Consider the following 16,178-nt stretch of genomic DNA (forward strand, 5'->3'; position numbering starts at 1 on the left):
AATCATTAGAAAGTAGGGAAAAGAAATGCTGGATCCGATTCTGCTTGCTCGCCTTCAGTTTGCAGTCACAACGATTTTCCATTTCTTCTTCGTCCCTGTCTCCATCGGTCTGGTGCTGCTCATCGCGATCATGGAAACGATGTACGTTGCCAAGGGGAAAGAAGAATACAAACGGATGGCGAAGTTCTGGGGGAAACTGTTCCTGATCAATTTCGCGGTAGGGGTCGTGACGGGGATTCTCCAGGAGTTCCAGTTCGGCATGAACTGGTCGGATTACTCCCGGTTCGTCGGGGACGTCTTTGGCGCGCCGCTGGCGATCGAAGCGCTGTTTGCCTTCTTCATGGAATCGACGTTTATCGGACTTTGGATTTTCGGATGGGACCGCTTGTCCAAAAAAGTCCATTTGCTTTGCATTTGGCTGGTCGCTTTGGGAACGACGGTTTCGGCGCTGTGGATTTTGGCTGCCAACTCGTTTATGCAGCATCCCGTCGGGTTTGAGGTGAATAACGGACGTGCGGAGATGAACGATTTCTTCGCTTTGGTCACCAATGGACAATTGTTGGTGGAGTTCCCGCACACGGTTCTGGGCGCTTTTGCCACCGGGGCTTTCCTGATCGCCGGGATCAGCGCGTATAAGCTGTTGAGACGTCAGGATGTTGCCTTCTTCAAAAAATCGTTTACGATCGGCATCATCGTCGCCGTGATCGCTTCGTTTGGGACGGCGCTGTTCGGTCACCAACAAGCTCAATATTTGGTCAAGACGCAGCCGATGAAAATGGCCGCCTCCGAAGGCCTTTGGGGCAAATCAGGCGACCCTGCGCCTTGGACGCTTTATGCGCATATCGATTCGGACGACGGAAAGAACAATTTTGAGATCAAAATCCCTTACCTGCTGAGCTTCCTGTCTTACAGCAAGTTCTCCGGCGAGGTCAAAGGCATGCACGAGCTGCAAGCCGAATATGAACAAACTTATGGACCTGGGGACTACATTCCTCCCGTACGGACGACCTTCTGGAGCTTCCGGATCATGATCGCCGCCGGCTGCTTGATGATCGTGCTTGGCTTGTACGGGACGTATCTGGCTTGGCGCAAAAAGCTCGACAAACCGAACACCTGGTTTTACCGCTTTATGTTGTGGTCGATTTCGCTGCCGTTTATCGCGAATACTTCGGGTTGGATCATGACCGAATTCGGACGTCAGCCGTGGACGGTATTCGGGCTGATGCAAACGGCGGACAGCGTATCGCCAAGCGTAACGGGCGGACAGATCCTGTTCTCGCTGATTGCCTTTACGGCGATTTATTCGGTACTCGGTGCGGTATTGGTTTACTTGTTCGTGAAAGTCATCAAGAAGGGACCGAATGACGAGACGGGAGACGGCGCGGATCATTCGGCGGATCCATTCGGTAAGGAGGGATATCATGCTGTCTCTTAATGAGCTGTGGTTTGTCCTTGTCGCGGTGTTGTTTATCGGCTTCTTCTTCCTGGAGGGCTTTGACTTCGGGGTGGGAATGAGCACCAAATTTTTGGCTAAAAATGATATGGAACGGCGGGTCCTGATCAATTCGATCGGACCGTTCTGGGACGCGAACGAGGTATGGCTGCTCACGGCCGGCGGCGCGATGTTCGCTGCGTTCCCGAACTGGTACGCCACGTTGTTCAGCGGTTATTATACCCCGCTTGTCGTGCTGCTGCTTGCTTTGATCGCGCGCGGCGTCGCTTTCGAGTTTCGCGGTAAAGTGGGCCATGAGAAATGGAAAAGCACGTGGGATTGGTCGATCTTCATCGGCAGCCTGTTGCCTCCGTTTCTGCTCGGCGTTGTCTTCTCCGGCTTGCTGAAGGGCTTGCCGATCGGCGAAGATATGGAAATGAAGGCCGGGTTGTTTGATATGGTCAACCTGTATACCTTGGTCGGCGGCATTACCGTCGTGATGCTTTGCCTCGTTCACGGATTGCTGTTCGCCTCCTTGCGGACGACCGGCAGCCTGCAGGAACGGGCTCGGAAGCTGGCCCGCAAGCTGTTGATTCCGCTCGCCGCTTTGTTCGTCCTCTTCGGCGTGTTGACGTTCTTCGAAACGGACGTGTTCGAAGTGCGCGGCGTGCTGATCGGCCTGGTTGCCGTCTTGGGCGTAGCCGCATTCGTGCTGGCCGGCTGGTTCATCTCGAAACAAAAGGACGGCTGGGCGTTTGGCATGACCGGCACGATGATCGCTTTGTCGATCGCCGCGGTGTTCGTCGGCTTGTTCCCGCGGGTCATGGTCAGCTCGATCAGCGAAGCGTTCTCCTTAACGATCGATAACGCCGCTTCCGGCCACTACTCGCTGAAAGTCATGACGATCGTGGCGCTAAGCCTGCTGCCGTTCGTATTAGGCTATCAAATTTGGAGTTATTTCGTCTTCCATAAACGCGTACACGAGAAGGAGCATTTGGAATATTAATGGGACGCGGATTAATGAAAATCACGGGGATCAAGCCGGTCATGGCGATCATGGCCTTGCTGACCCTGGTTCAAAGCTTTGCAATCATCTGGCAGGCCAAATGGTTGGCGGAGATCGTCTCCGCCCTGTTTGCCGGAGCCAAGCTGCAGGAACAAGCCGGCGGGGCCGGTTTGTTCCTGCTTGCTTTTATCGTGCGGCAAGGCTGCGGCATGCTGCAGCAGAAGACGGCCTACGCATTTGCCGAGGAGACGGGGCGGACCTTGCGGGAGCAGGTACTGGAGAAGCTGTTTCAATTGGGGCCTCGTTTCGCCGGAACCGAAGGCACCGGGAACTTGGTCACTTTGGTGCTGGAAGGCGTAACGAAGTACCGCAATTATCTCGAGTTGTTCCTGCCGCGTATGCTGGCGACGGGCTTCACGCCGGTCTTGATTTTGGCTTACGTGTATAAGCTGGATCTGGCGTCCGGGGTCATTTTGACGCTGACGATGCCCATCCTGATCGCCTTTATGATCTTAGTCGGGCTTGCGGCACGCAAGCAGACCGAGCGGCAACTGAAATCCTACCGAACGTTATCCAATCATTTCGTCGATTCGCTTCGCGGGCTGGAGACGTTGAAATTCTTAGGGCGCAGCAAATCGCATGAAGCCTCGATTGAACGGGTCAGCGACTCCTATCGGTCGGCTACGATGCGGACGCTTCGGGTCGCATTCCTGTCCTCGTTTGCCCTGGACTTCTTTACGATGCTGTCCGTCGCCTCGGTCGCGGTTAGCCTGGGTTTGCGGTTGGTTAATGGCGAGATGGTGCTGCTGCCGGCGTTGACGGTGCTCGTCTTGGCACCGGAATATTTCTTGCCGGTTCGGATGGTCGGCGCGGATTTTCACGCCACTCAGGACGGTAAAGCCGCCGGCGAAGCGATGAACGAGATTATCGCCGCCGCGGACGAAGAGGCGGCGAAAGCCGCGCCCATTCCGCCGGGGACGAGCTGGACGTGGACGCCGGAAAGCACGCTGAGCCTGCGCGGGATCGGCGTCCTCCACGAGGCGGAAGCCAAGCCTTCGTTGGCCGAGGTGAACCTGACGCTGGGCGGCATGGGCACGATCGGCATCATCGGCGAAAGCGGGGCCGGCAAATCGACGCTGATCGACGTGCTCGGCGGCTTCCTGCGACCGACCTCGGGCCGGTTCGCGCTGAACGGCACGGAGCTAGGCGATTTGACGGCGCCGGGCTGGCGGGAGCAGATCACCTATATCCCGCAGAACCCGTATATTTTCAGCGGATCGTTGGCGGACAATATCCGCTTTAATGCGCCGGAAGCTACGCGGGAAGAAGTGGAACGGGCGGCGGCGGCGGCCGGGCTGGACGGGCTCGTGCGCAGCTTGCCGGGCGGGCTCGACGAGCTCATCGGCGGCGGCGGACGTCCGTTGAGCGGCGGCCAGGAACAGCGCGTGGCGCTCGCCCGGGCTTTGCTCAGCCGGCGGCCCGTCATTCTGCTCGACGAACCGACGGCGCATTTGGATATCGAGACGGAATACGAGCTGAAGAATACGATGTTGCCCCTGTTTGAAGGGAAGCTGGTGATCTTGGCGACCCATCGGCTGCACTGGATGCGCGAAATGGACCGCATCGTGGTGATGGAACAGGGCCGGGTGGCGGAAGCCGGCACGCATACCGAGCTGATGGCCAAGCGGGGAGCTTATTATCGGTTGGCGTCGGCGCAGCGGGGGGAGATTACATGAAGCAAGAGTCCTGGATTCGTCCGTATTTTCGGTTGTATAGCGGAAGGTTTGCGCTCTATCTGATTTTGGGCGTGCTTACGCTGTTGACCGCCGGGATGTTGATGTTTACTTCCGGATTTCTCATCTCCAAATCGGCGTTGCAGCCTTATAACATTTTGCTGGTATACGTTCCGATCGTCGGCGTCCGCACCTTTGGGATCGGCCGGGCGGTGATCCATTATGTCGAACGGCTGGTCGGCCATGATACGGTGCTGCGGATCCTGGCGAAAATGCGCGTGCGCTTGTACCGCGTGCTGGAACCGCAAGCGTTGTTCATCCGCTCCCGCTTCCGGACGGGCGATATTCTCGGCGCGCTGGCCGACGATATCGAGCAGCTGCAAAACGTGTATATCCGCACCGTTTTCCCCAGTGTTGTGGCGCTGATCTTGTATGCCGCAGCAGTGATCGCCATGGGCGTGTTCGACGTTGCGTTTGCACTGCTGTTGGCGGCGTACATTTTCGTTCTCGTCGCGGTGCTTCCTTACCTTTCGCTGCGGCTGACGCGGGCGACGAACGAGGAAGTCAAACGCGAGCGGAATGGGCTCTACCAGAAGTTAACCGATGCCGTGATGGGGATCGGCGATTGGGTGATCAGCGGGCGGACGGAGGAGTTCCTGAAATCGTATGCGCAAGATGAGGCCGCGGTAGCCCGCAAGGACCGCAAGCTGCGGGCCTGGGCCCGCTGGCGCAGCTTCATCGGCCATTTCGTCGTGGGGCTCGTCGTAGTCTCGATGGTGTATTGGGCCGGCGGCGAAGCGGCGGCCGGACGGATCGACGCCACGCTGATCGCGGCCTTCGTGCTGATCGTGTTTCCGCTGTCGGACGCGTTTCTGCCCGTGTCCGAAGCAGTGGAGCGCACGCCGCAGTACCGCGTGTCGCTGAATCGGCTCGCCCGGATCTCGGGCGAGGGTGCCGGTACCGGCGCACTGGATCCTGCGGCCGGCGGCTCGGTTTCCGCTGCGGCGGGCGAAGGCGTCTCGCGCACCGCTGCCGCTGATGTGCGGCTGCGAGACGTCCGCTTCGCCTACGCGGCGGAGGACGCCGATTCGGTGGACGGCGTCTCGCTGGACATTCCGCAGGGCAAGCGGATCATGGTGATCGGCCGCAGCGGCGCAGGCAAGTCGACGCTGCTGAAGCTGATCCAGGGCGCGCTTGCCCCAAGCGGCGGGACGGTGCAGATCAACGGCATCCCGGCCGCCGCCTACGGCGACCGGATGCCGGAAGTGATCTCCGTCCTGAACCAAAGCCCCCACCTGTTCGACACGACGGTGGCGAACAACATCCGGCTCGGCCGTCCGGAGGCGACGGACGAGGAGATCGGCCGGGCCGCGCAGGCGGCGCAGCTCGGCCCGCTGGTTGCCGCGCTGCCGCAGGGGATGAACACGCCGATGCGTGAAACGGGTCGGCGGTTCTCCGGCGGCGAACGGCAGCGCGTGGCCCTGGCGCGGATCCTCCTGCAGGATACACCGGTGCTCATCCTCGATGAGCCGACGGTCGGCCTCGATCCGCGCACCGAACGCGAGCTGCTGGCGACGATCTTCCGCACGACGCAAGGCAAGTCGTTGATCTGGGTGACGCATCACCTCGTCGGCGCGGAACGGATGGACGAGATCGTCTTCATGGAGCACGGACGAATCGTCATGCGCGGCAGCCATGCGGAACTGCTGGCTCGCGAGCCGCGGTACCGCAACCTGTACTTGCTGGATTGCCCGGAGGAATAAGTCACATACGGGAAGTAGGCGGCGATGTTAGGGAAACCGGCATCGCCGTTTTTTTATGACCGGAGGCTGAGAGACTGCTTCATGGTTGACGGCAAAGTGGCCCAACTGCAAAAGTACACTTCATTATCGTGGAATTCGGCTTACGAGCTTCATGAACTGCACTTTTACACTTGCATAGGATGTTCGTCGCCACACGCTTGATTTTTGTGTTTGGACAAGATGTCTGCCTCCTCCTTCAGGCATCCAGCAGCTGTCGACTTTTTATTTTCCTTTACGAAAATGCCTTTCGCGCTTCCGTTTTCGTAGGGGAGTCGATATAATGGTTTTTAATATATTAACACGAGGTGTAAGCTATAATCTTTGCCTAACCGGGTGAACCACTATAATGCAGCGAACGGGGTGAGGGGATGGAGCTCAGGCAAATCCAATACTTTATGGAGGCGGCCAAGCTGGAGCATGTGACGGAAGCGTCGTATGCGCTGCATGTGTCGCAGTCGGCCGTCAGCCGGCAAATCTTTAAGCTGGAGTCGGAGCTGGGCGTCGATCTGTTTGTCCATGAAGGCCGGAAGGTGAAGCTGACGCCGATCGGCCGGCAGTTCCTGCAGCATATGGAGCAAATGATGAAGGTCATTGAACAGGCGCGCCAGGAAATCAACGAATATCTTGATCCGGAGCGCGGGACGGTCCGCATCGGCTTTCCGAGCAGCCTGGCCGCGAACCTGGTGCCGAAGGTCGTGTCGGCGTTCCGGAGCCGGTACCCGGAGGTGCATTTTCAACTGCAGCACGGATCCTATCGGGAGCTGCTGGACTGGGTCGGCGGCGGCGTGATGAACCTGGCCATGATCGGTCCGGTGCCACAAGGGGAGCCGCAGGTAACGGGCGAGGCGTTGTTCCGCGAGAAGTTCAAGGTGTTGCTGCCCGCGGGACATCGGCTGGCCGGCCGCAAAGCGGTGGGGCTGGAGGATCTGCGGGATGACGTGTTCGTTTTATTCCCCAAAGGATTTGTCCTGCGGGAAATCGTGGTCGACGCCTGCGACAAAATCGGATTCCAACCGAAGGTTTCGTTCGAAGGGGACGATCTGGATGCGATCAAGGGGCTGGTGGCAGCCGGGCTTGGGTTGACGCTGCTTCCCGAAATCGCGCTGGGCGAGCATATTCCGTCCACGATCGTGTCGCTGCCGATGATGGAGCCGCAGGTGACCCGGGAGGTCGGGGTGATCATTCCGGCCAATCGGGAGCTTGCGCCGACGGAAAAGCTTTTTTATGATTTTTTGAAAGAGACGTTGTCGTCCTCGTGCGGGAATTAGGATTCATCGAAAATTGATATCGATAGGGGCCGTGAAATTTATCACTTTCGCGGTCCTTTTTTATTGAAAATGTGTTACAATTTATTCGAATTGTTCAAGGTTAAGATGTGCAAATTTTCACTAACTCGAAGCGGGTTAGAGGCATCCAAAGGAGGAACACTATGCTTGAACTGGAGTTCGGCAGGTTAATCCTCAGATTATCGCAAAGGAGAATCGAATATGTCAGAAACAGTAACTGAAACGAAGGCGGAGCAAACTGCAGTCCCGGCCGCTAGCGGGCAGCAGGAGCTCCTGGAGCAGCTCTTGAAGCCGGAGGTGCAGCAATCGCTGACCGCCCTGGTGGAGCAGCTTCCCAAATTGAACGAACTCGTAGGGGTTTTGACGAAAACGTATGATTTTGCCAAAACGGTGGCTGCGGACGAAGTCCTGAAGAGCGATACCGTTGGCGCCATTTCGGAAATCGCCGGACCGGTCGTGGGCAAAGTGAAGCATCTGGCCGCGAACGTCATCGAAGCGAAAGACCGCGCCGAGGACAGCCAAGAGGTGATCGGCGTGTTTGGGTTAATGAAGATGCTGAAGGATCCGCAAACCCAAAAGCTGCTTCGGTTCGTGAACGCTTATCTTCAAGTTTCCGGTGAACGGGACCGTCATCAAAACTAACGGAGGAAAAACGATTATGTCAAAACACATTTTAATTTTGGGCGCCGGCTACGGCGGCGTACTCAGCGCTTTGTCGGCCCGTAAATTCATGGATAAATCGCAGGCGCGGATCACGGTAGTCAACCAATATCCGACGCATCAGATCATCACCGAGCTGCATCGTTTGGCGGCGGGCAGCATTTCGGAACGCGCGGTGTCTTTGCCGCTGGAGAAGCTGTTCAAAGGAAAAGACATCGATCTGCGGATCGCCAAAGTGGAGAATTTCTCGGTCGACAAGAAAGAAGTCAAACTCTCCGACGGCACGGTTTTGTCCTATGATGCCCTCGTCGTTGGATTAGGCAGCATCACCGCTTATTTCGGCATTCCAGGTTTGGAAAAGTACAGTATGGTGCTGAAATCGGCGGACGACGCCAAACGGATTCACGAGCATATCGAATCCCGTATCCGTGAATATGCAGCCTCCGGCAACGAAGCGGATGCATCCATCGTGATCGGCGGCGGCGGTTTGACGGGCGTCGAGCTTGTTGGGGAAATCGCCGATAAGCTGCCTGAGCTGACGAAGAACTACGGTGTTTCCCAAAGCGACATCAAGCTGATGCTCGTGGAAGCGGGACCGAAAATTTTGCCGGTGCTTCCGGACGTCCTGATCGAACGCGCCACGGCCAGCCTTGAGAAACGCGGCGTGAGGTTCTTGACCGGTCTGCCGGTGACCAATGTGGAAGGCAACACGATTGATCTTAAAGACGGACAAAAGCTCGTGGCGAATACCTTCGTATGGACGGGCGGCGTGCAAGGCAATCCGCTGGTTGGCGAATCGGGCTTGGAAGTGAACCGCGGCCGCGCTTCGGTCAATGAGTTCCTGCAGTCCGTTTCCCATCCGGACGTGTTTGTGGCCGGCGACAGCGCCGTGTACATGGGCCCGGACGGCCGTCCTTACCCGCCGACGGCGCAAATCGCCTGGCAAATGGGCGAGCTGATCGGCTACAATCTGTTCGCATACCTTGGCGGCAAGCAACTGAACGCGTTCAGCCCGGTCAACTCCGGTACGCTGGCTTCCCTGGGGCGCAAGGACGCCGTAGCGACGATCGGCGCGAGCAATACCCAGCTGCGCGGCTTGCCGGCAACGATGATGAAGGAAGCGAGCAACATCCGTTACCTATCCCATATCAAAGCGCTTGACGCCCTGGCTTACTAAGCCAAGGTTGCGATAAGGAACATAAAAAGAGTCGCCGGAAGGATCCTCCTCCCGGCGACTCTTTTACTTAAGATAACCTTTATACAATACCGTGAGCCAACATGGCGTCGGCAACTTTGAGGAAGCCGGCGATATTGGAACCCACGACCAGGTTGTCGGCATAACCGTATTCCTCAGCCGCTTTCACGCTGCTTTGGTAGATGTTGCGCATAATGTCCTTGAGCTTGGCATCCACTTCTTCGAATGTCCAGGCAAGTCTTGCGCTGTTCTGCGCCATTTCCAGCGCGGAGACGGCAACCCCGCCGGCATTGGCCGCCTTGGCCGGTCCGAAGTATACGCCATTGTTCAGATAGACTTCAATGGCTTCCAATGTGGACGGCATGTTTGCCCCTTCGGCCACATATTTGACCCCGTTTGCGACCAGCTGCTTCGCGGCCGCTTCATTGATTTCGTTCTGCGTCGCGCAAGGCAAAGCGATGTCGCAAGGGATGCTCCAGATGTTCTGGCATCCTTCCACATATTCGGCAGTAGGATGCTCGTTAACGTAATCCTTGATCCGTTTCCGTTCCACTTCTTTCAGACGTTTCACCGTTTCGAGATCAATGCCGTTTTTGTCGTAGACGTAACCGTTCGAATCGCTGCAAGCAACGACCTTCGCGCCGAGCTGCTGTGCTTTCTCGATGGCATAGATCGATACGTTGCCGGAGCCGGAGACGACGACGGTTTTCCCTGCGAAGCTATCACCGCGGCTCGCCAGCATTTCGCTCGTGAAATAGACCAGTCCGTAACCCGTCGCTTCGGTCCGCGTCAAGCTACCCCCGTAAGTAAGGCCTTTCCCGGTCAATACCCCGGTTTCATTGCCGTACAGCCGTTTGTATTGGCCGAACATGTAGCCGATCTCCCGGGCACCCACGCCGATGTCCCCTGCAGGAACGTCCGTGTCCGGACCGATGTATTTGGACAGCTCCGTCATGAAGCTTTGCGTAAAGCGCATCACTTCGAGGTCGGATTTGCCTTTCGGGTCGAAGTCGGATCCGCCTTTGCCGCCGCCGATCGGCTGACCCGTCAGGGAGTTTTTGAAAATTTGCTCGAATCCGAGGAATTTGATGATGCTGGCGTTCACGGACGGATGGAAGCGGAGTCCGCCTTTATAAGGACCGATCGCACTGTTGAATTGAACCCGGAAACCGCGGTTGACTTGCACTTTGCCTTGATCGTCAACCCAAGGTACGCGGAAGCTGACCATTCTTTCCGGCTCGACGATCCGTTCGAGAATCCCCTGCTCCTGGTATTTCGGATGTTTGGCGAACACGGGAACCAACGAGTCGAGGATTTCCTTGACGGCTTGGTGAAACTCAAGCTCCCCCGGATTCCGTTGTTGGACGGCTTGGTATACCTGATTTACATAATTGCGGGCTGCCTCTAAGCCTGCTTCGCGCTGCTGTGTTAAAGCCATGATATCCACTCCACCTTTCTTGTGTGCGTAATCGGATGAGTACGTTCACCTTTTCACGATATTTATGACCTCTATTGTAATATTGATGTAAGCTATTAACAAAGCTAATTTGAGATCAAGTTGATGATCGAATGAGATGAACTGAAGCGGGGGAGCGGCCTTACGCGAGCTGGATCAAGAATATTATGTCCGGCGAAAGCGCGTTTCAGACGAAAAAACGGCCGTTTCCGCACAGGGTTTCGTTGCGGATCGGCCGTTCTTGGGTAAAGATAATTATTGCTGGAACGAGTTCCAGTGCGCGACTTGGTCCACCGAAAGGCGGGGGGTTGCATGCGCCGATTTTGCCGCCTTGCCGATGGCGATCAGCAGGATCGGTTTCAAGGTTTCCGGAACCTCGAAAGCCTCGGCGAATTTCTCGGCGTTATATCCGCCCATCGGTACCGTATCGTAGCCTTTGGCTTTGGCGATCAGCATCAGCTGCATCGATACCAGCCCGGCGTCCAGGAGGTTGACTTGATGCAAACGTTCCGGTCCCATGCCGCCATAACCTTTATGCAGACGCTCCACAAAGCTGGTCTTGACCTCTTCCGTCATCGCGCCAAGCTGTACGGCCTCGGCGTAAATCTCCTCGGCGCGCTCGTACGAGCGGAGATCGCCCAGTACGGCAATCACGGCTGCCGAATCAACGACCTGTTGCTGATTGTTGGCGATCGGGAGCAGCTTTTGCTTCAATTCCGGTTCATCGATGATCAGAAAACGCCATGGCTGCAGATTGGACGACGACGGAGCGGATAAGGACAACTCCACGATTTCTTTCAGTTCCTCGCGGGGAATTTTCACGGAAGGATCGTAAACGCGAACGGAATGCCGTTCCTTCAGTACGGTATAAAAATCATTTAAGTCCACTTGATTTAGCGTGCTCATGTACAAACTCCACCCTTTCTATTTTCGTTTTCTGTATGTGACCAGTATAATCCTCAACTGTTATGAATTCAAGTACAGTTCATTCGGTATATAGAAAGCCTAAAGCTTGAGGTTACTTAGGATAACCATTATCTTAAAGAGGTAATGGATCGAGTTCGAATTTTTTAAATACAGGAGGGAATCACATGACATTGCAGATCGGAATCGTCGGTACAGGTTGGTTTAGCAAGGTGCATGGTGACATTTTGGCGGGCTTGGAAGGCGTTCGAGTGGCGGCTGTCACCGGAACGACGTCTGCCAAAGCGCAGGCCTTGGCAGACCGCTACCCGGGGGCGATCGGCTTCGGCAGCTTAACGGATATGCTGGATTCGCAGAAGCTCGATGCCGTTTATCTCTGTATCCCGCCGATGGCGCACGGGGACATCGAAGCCGAGTTGATCGAGCGGGGCATTCCCTTTTTCGTGGAAAAACCGCTTTCCGCGGGCCTAGCCACGCCGCAGGGCATTCTTGCGCGTTTGGAGCAGAAGCCGTTGGTTCATGCGGTAGGTTATCATTTTCGTTATAAAGAGTCGATCCGCAAGCTGAAGGAATCCCTGGAGGGTCGGACGATCGGCATGGCTTTGGGCGGATGGATGGGCGATATGCCGCAAGTGGCTTGGTGGCGGAGCCAAGAGGGGTCGGGCGGACAGTTCGTGGAGCAGACGACGCATATCGTAGACCTGCTGCGGTATACGGCTGGCGAGGTCGCTGAGGTTTATGCCGCCTACGGGAATCGCGTTGTGCAGGAGCGCTTCGATAACGTGACCGTCCCGGACGTCGGTACCGTTACGATGAAGCTGCAAAGCGGAGCGGTCGCCACCCTCTCCAATACCTGCATCCTGCCGGGCGGCGTGTCCGAGGTAGGGCTTCATTTGTACACCGATGCCGGCATTCTGGCCTGGAGCCCGGAGCGGCTGGAAATCCATCTGCCGGGGACCAAGACGGCGTACACCGGGCAGGATAATCCCTACTTAGCCGAAACCGAGGCGTTTATCCATGCCCTGCGTACCGGCGATACCTCGCGGATTTTGTCCGATTACGCCGATGCCGTGAAAACCCAGCAGATCACCTGCGCGGCTCTAGAATCGGCCCGGACGGGGAATCCGGTACGTATTGGGGAGTAATGAAAATTTGAAATAAATGTGATCTTTTTCGTTGTGGAAAGATAAAGAAATCCGGATTTGTAATCCGAATCACAATTCCCTTCCCGCCGAAATCTTATCCTGATTCTGTTCAGAAGAAAGGAGAGACGAGGGAATGAAGGGAAACCAAGCCCAAAATTCATTTTTGAAGGGAATATTGATTTGTGTCCTTTTACTAAGCTTCACGGTGCTTATTGCCGGAGGATATTGGATTTTTAAATCGCAGGCGCCTACGCCGCTTCAAGTCGTAAATCGCGCAGGCGAAGTATTGACGACCCAGGAGCAGATTACCGGAGGGCAGGCGGTATTTCAGAAATATGGCCTGATGGATTACGCCACCGTGCTGGGTCACGGCTCCTATTTGGGACCGGATTACACGGCGCAATCGCTGAAAATCATCACGGATGCCATGCATGATCAGCATGCGCAAGCGGAGTACGGTACGGCATATGCCGACCTGGATCCGGAGCGGCAAACGTTGATTTTTGAGAAGGTCAAGGCGGAAATGAAACAGAACCGCTACGACAAGAACGCGAAGACCTTGCTCCTGACCGACGGCCAGGCTGAAGGGCTGAAACGGGTCCGCGCCTATTATGATCAAGTGTTCACGGAAGGCGACGGACGCGGCATTCAGCCGAATTTGTTCGGAAACGAGACGATGCCGGAGGAAGGACGCGCTTATGTGGCGCCGGGGGACATGCGCAAGCAAATCGCCGACTTCTTCTTCTGGACCGCGTGGCTGTCCGGCACGCAGCGGCCGGGCGACACGATTACGTATACGAACAATTGGCCGTATTTCGAAGATGCGGGCAATACGATGAGTTATTCCGCCGTTCTTTGGAGCGGCATCAGCATGACGCTTTTGATTTTAGTGCTCGGATTAGTGTTGTACTTCTATAACCGTTATCGTCTGCATATGCAGGAAGCCTATGAGCCGGGCAAATTCCCGGTGTTGGATCTGAACCGCATGCCGGTGACGGCAAGCCAGGTCAAAACGGCGAAATATTTTCTCGTCGTCGTGCTGCTATTCCTGATTCAGGTCGGTTTCGGCGCTTTGTTGGCGCATTATTACGTTGAACCGAACAGCTTCTTCGGGTTGGACTGGATCGTCAAGCTATTCCCGTTCAACATCGCCAAATCGTATCACCTGCAGCTCGTGATCCTTTGGGTGGCGACGGCATGGCTGGGAATGGGGATTTATGTGGCTCCGCTCGTCGGTGGGAAGGAACCGAAACGCCAAGGGGTGCTGGTCGATATCCTGTTCTGGGCGCTGGTTGCGCTCACGGCCGGGAGTACGGTCGGGGAGTGGCTCGGGGCAAAAGGCTACCTCGGCAACCTGTGGTTCTGGTTGGGCCATCAGGGCTGGGAGTATTTGGAACTGGGGCGCTTCTGGCAAGTCCTCCTTGTCATCGGCATGGCGATCTGGCTGTTCATCGTGTATCGTGCCATCCGCAGCGCTCTAAAGAAGGAAACCGACAAGGGCGGATTAACGCATTTGCTGTTCTATTCGGCGATCGCCGTTCCGTTCTTCTATATCTTTGCGTTCTTCTTTAATCCGACGACGTCGTTCACTTACGCCGATTATTGGCGGTGGTGGATCATCCATTTGTGGGTCGAAGGGATCTTCGAGGTGTTTGCCGTCGTCGTCATCGGCTTCCTCATGGTTCGGATGAAGCTGGTCACGAAAGAATCCACGGTGCGCTCTTTGCTGTTTCAGCTGATTTTGTTGCTGGGCAGCGGCGTGATCGGGATCGGCCACCACTATTACTACAACGGTTCGGCCGAAATCTGGATTGCCTTGGGCGCGGTATTCTCGGCTTTGGAAGTGATTCCGCTGACGTTGTTGATTCTGGAGGCTTACGACCAATACAAAATGATGAAGGATGGCGGCCAGACCTTCCCTTACACGTCCGCCTTCCGATTCCTGGTGTCGACGGCGATTTGGAATTTGGTCGGCGCGGGGGTGCTCGGCTACTTGATCAACCTGCCGGCGGTCAACTATTTCATGCACGGCTCCACGTTGACGACGGCTCATGCCCACGGATCGATGATGGGCGTGTACGGAATGTTCGCGATTGCGGTTCTGCTGTATACGATGCGCAACATCGTGAAGCCGGAGCAGTGGAACGACAAGCTGCTGCGCATCTCCTGCTGGGGGCTCAACATCGGGTTAACGGGGATGATCGTGATTACCCTCCTCCCGGTAGGCTTTATCCAATTGAAGCATTCGTTTGATTTTGGTTTCTGGTCGGCTCGCGATTTCTCGTTCTATCAACAGGATACGGTAAGCCTGCTGCTGTGGCTGCGAATGATTCCGGACACGATCTTCATCGTGGCGGGGATTATGCCCCTGGTGTACGTGATCGTCCGTTCGATGTTCCACCTGCGTAAACCGAACGTCGCCGAAGAAGAAACGTTCGAATAGGAGGCGTGGAGTATGGGACATTCAATACAAGTATTGCGTTCTTTCCCCTTATTTCAAGGGTTGACCGCGGACGAGGCGGCCCGGATCGCCCAGCTCGCCGTCCCCCGGCTGCTGCCGAGGCGGGCGGCGGTGTTCCGGGAGGGGGACGAGGTAGAGTCGATTTATTTTGTGGCCAGCGGGTTGATCAAAACGAGCCGGACGGACGAGAAAGGCAATGAACAGATCTTCTCGTTTCTAAAGCAAGGTGATATGTTCCCGCTCACGGGCCGCTTCGATGCGGAGGTCTCGCCGGTGACCGCCGCGACCGTCGTCGAAACCAGCTTGCTCGCCCTGCCTCTTCGCTCCTTCGAGCAGCTTCTGGCGGGTTCGCCGGAGCTCGCGTTCAAGATGATGGGACTCATGAGCGGGAAAATCCGCGAACTTCAAGACAAACTGCTGAACTTCAATCAACGGAGCGTAGAAGAACGAGGAATATCGTTTCTTATCTACTTGGCCGAGCATTTTGGGCTGGAGCGGGGAGGGGAAGTCGTAGTTCCGATCCCGGTGACGCACCAGGAGTTGGCCAGCACGATTGGATTTGCCCGGGAAACGGTGAGCCGCCTGTTGACCAGCCTCCGCAAGGAAGGCATCGTCCAGGTTAGCCGCAAAGGGTTCGTCGTACGGAATCTTCAGACCTTGAAGGAGAAGGTGTGCGTCAAAGAGAATTGTCCGCATTGCCGCGAGCTGCAGCGCGTCGGGCAGGGTTAGCGAAGGGTTAGCGGCAGCAAAGTGAAGCAACGTGCAGCAAGGTGTAGCAACACATAGTAACGCGTAGCAACGGTATAGCAACGGTATAGAAAGGTATTACGACGTAGAGCGGCGTATCGCAGTGCTTTACAGTATTGCGCGCCTATGCGCCTGATCCGAAGTTGAGTGAGCGCTAACGCTTGCCAGAAGTCTTATTTGGGCTGTTGAAGGAGATTTTTATTTCTAACGCTGATCTGGGGTCTTATTTAGTATGAAAACAGGCGTTTTAGCTTGAAAATGGACGAATAAGCGCTCTGACAAGCGTTACATCGTACAGGACGGGATTTTGCAGCAAATAGCGTTGCTCCTA

At 56.1% G+C, this 16,178-nt stretch carries 12 protein-coding genes; 10 read left to right on the plus strand and 2 right to left on the minus strand.

Translation table 11 applies throughout. The features are described 5' to 3' along the window. Positions 1-25 precede the first annotated feature (25 nt). The 7 genes from MJ257_RS17535 (at position 26) to MJ257_RS17565 (ending at position 9,096) form a co-directional block, all read left to right on the plus strand. Positions 26-1,435, plus strand: coding sequence for a cytochrome ubiquinol oxidase subunit I (locus tag MJ257_RS17535; protein WP_372489841.1), 1,410 nt, complete (start codon positions 26-28; stop codon positions 1,433-1,435). Then, positions 1,422-2,438 (plus strand): cytochrome d ubiquinol oxidase subunit II, encoded by a 1,017-nt coding sequence (cydB, locus tag MJ257_RS17540; RefSeq protein WP_240270448.1) that lies wholly within the window; start codon positions 1,422-1,424, stop codon positions 2,436-2,438. Before MJ257_RS17535 ends, cydB begins: the two co-directional genes overlap by 14 nt. Beyond that, complete coding sequence (cydD, locus tag MJ257_RS17545; protein ID WP_240270449.1) at positions 2,438-4,174, plus strand: thiol reductant ABC exporter subunit CydD; 1,737 nt, start codon at positions 2,438-2,440, stop codon at positions 4,172-4,174. The genes cydB and cydD overlap by 1 nt, the downstream gene beginning before the upstream one ends. Then, entirely contained in the window at positions 4,171-5,934 is a 1,764-nt protein-coding gene (cydC, locus tag MJ257_RS17550; protein WP_240270450.1) for a thiol reductant ABC exporter subunit CydC, read from the plus strand. The genes cydD and cydC overlap by 4 nt, the downstream gene beginning before the upstream one ends. Before the next feature lie 407 nt (positions 5,935-6,341). Further along, the gene (gene gltC / locus MJ257_RS17555; RefSeq protein ID WP_178023226.1) at positions 6,342-7,241 is read left to right on the plus strand and encodes a glutamate biosynthesis transcriptional regulator GltC; all 900 of its coding nucleotides are present in this window, start codon (positions 6,342-6,344) and stop codon (positions 7,239-7,241) included. A 219-nt stretch (positions 7,242-7,460) separates the two neighbouring features. After that, positions 7,461-7,901, plus strand: coding sequence for a DUF1641 domain-containing protein (locus tag MJ257_RS17560; protein ID WP_178023227.1), 441 nt, complete (start codon positions 7,461-7,463; stop codon positions 7,899-7,901). Between the two features lie 16 nt (positions 7,902-7,917). Beyond that, the gene (locus tag MJ257_RS17565; RefSeq protein WP_178023228.1) at positions 7,918-9,096 is read left to right on the plus strand and encodes an NAD(P)/FAD-dependent oxidoreductase; all 1,179 of its coding nucleotides are present in this window, start codon (positions 7,918-7,920) and stop codon (positions 9,094-9,096) included. 79 nt (positions 9,097-9,175) lie between these two features. On the opposite strand, the gene gdhA is transcribed toward MJ257_RS17565, so the two are convergent. Together gdhA and MJ257_RS17575 are read right to left on the minus strand one after the other, a co-directional pair. Next, positions 9,176-10,552, minus strand: coding sequence for an NADP-specific glutamate dehydrogenase (gdhA, locus tag MJ257_RS17570; RefSeq protein WP_240270451.1), 1,377 nt, complete (start codon positions 10,550-10,552; stop codon positions 9,176-9,178). A gap of 273 nt (positions 10,553-10,825) precedes the next feature. Then, positions 10,826-11,476, minus strand: coding sequence for a nitroreductase family protein (locus MJ257_RS17575; RefSeq protein WP_240270452.1), 651 nt, complete (start codon positions 11,474-11,476; stop codon positions 10,826-10,828). A gap of 185 nt (positions 11,477-11,661) precedes the next feature. Here MJ257_RS17575 and MJ257_RS17580 point away from each other — a divergent pair, with 185 nt between their 5' ends. From MJ257_RS17580 to MJ257_RS17590, 3 genes are all read left to right on the plus strand, one after another. Further along, the gene (locus tag MJ257_RS17580; protein ID WP_240270453.1) at positions 11,662-12,639 is read left to right on the plus strand and encodes a Gfo/Idh/MocA family protein; all 978 of its coding nucleotides are present in this window, start codon (positions 11,662-11,664) and stop codon (positions 12,637-12,639) included. A gap of 133 nt (positions 12,640-12,772) precedes the next feature. Continuing rightward, on the plus strand, positions 12,773-15,082 hold the full coding sequence (locus MJ257_RS17585) for a nitric-oxide reductase large subunit (protein ID WP_240270454.1): 2,310 nt from the start codon (positions 12,773-12,775) through the stop codon (positions 15,080-15,082). A 12-nt stretch (positions 15,083-15,094) separates the two neighbouring features. Beyond that, complete coding sequence (locus tag MJ257_RS17590) at positions 15,095-15,829, plus strand: Crp/Fnr family transcriptional regulator (RefSeq protein WP_240270455.1); 735 nt, start codon at positions 15,095-15,097, stop codon at positions 15,827-15,829. The last annotated feature ends 349 nt before the right edge of the window (positions 15,830-16,178 follow it).

It is taken from the genome of Paenibacillus timonensis, from assembly GCF_022427145.1.
Lineage (GTDB): Bacteria > Bacillota > Bacilli > Paenibacillales > Paenibacillaceae > Fontibacillus > Fontibacillus timonensis.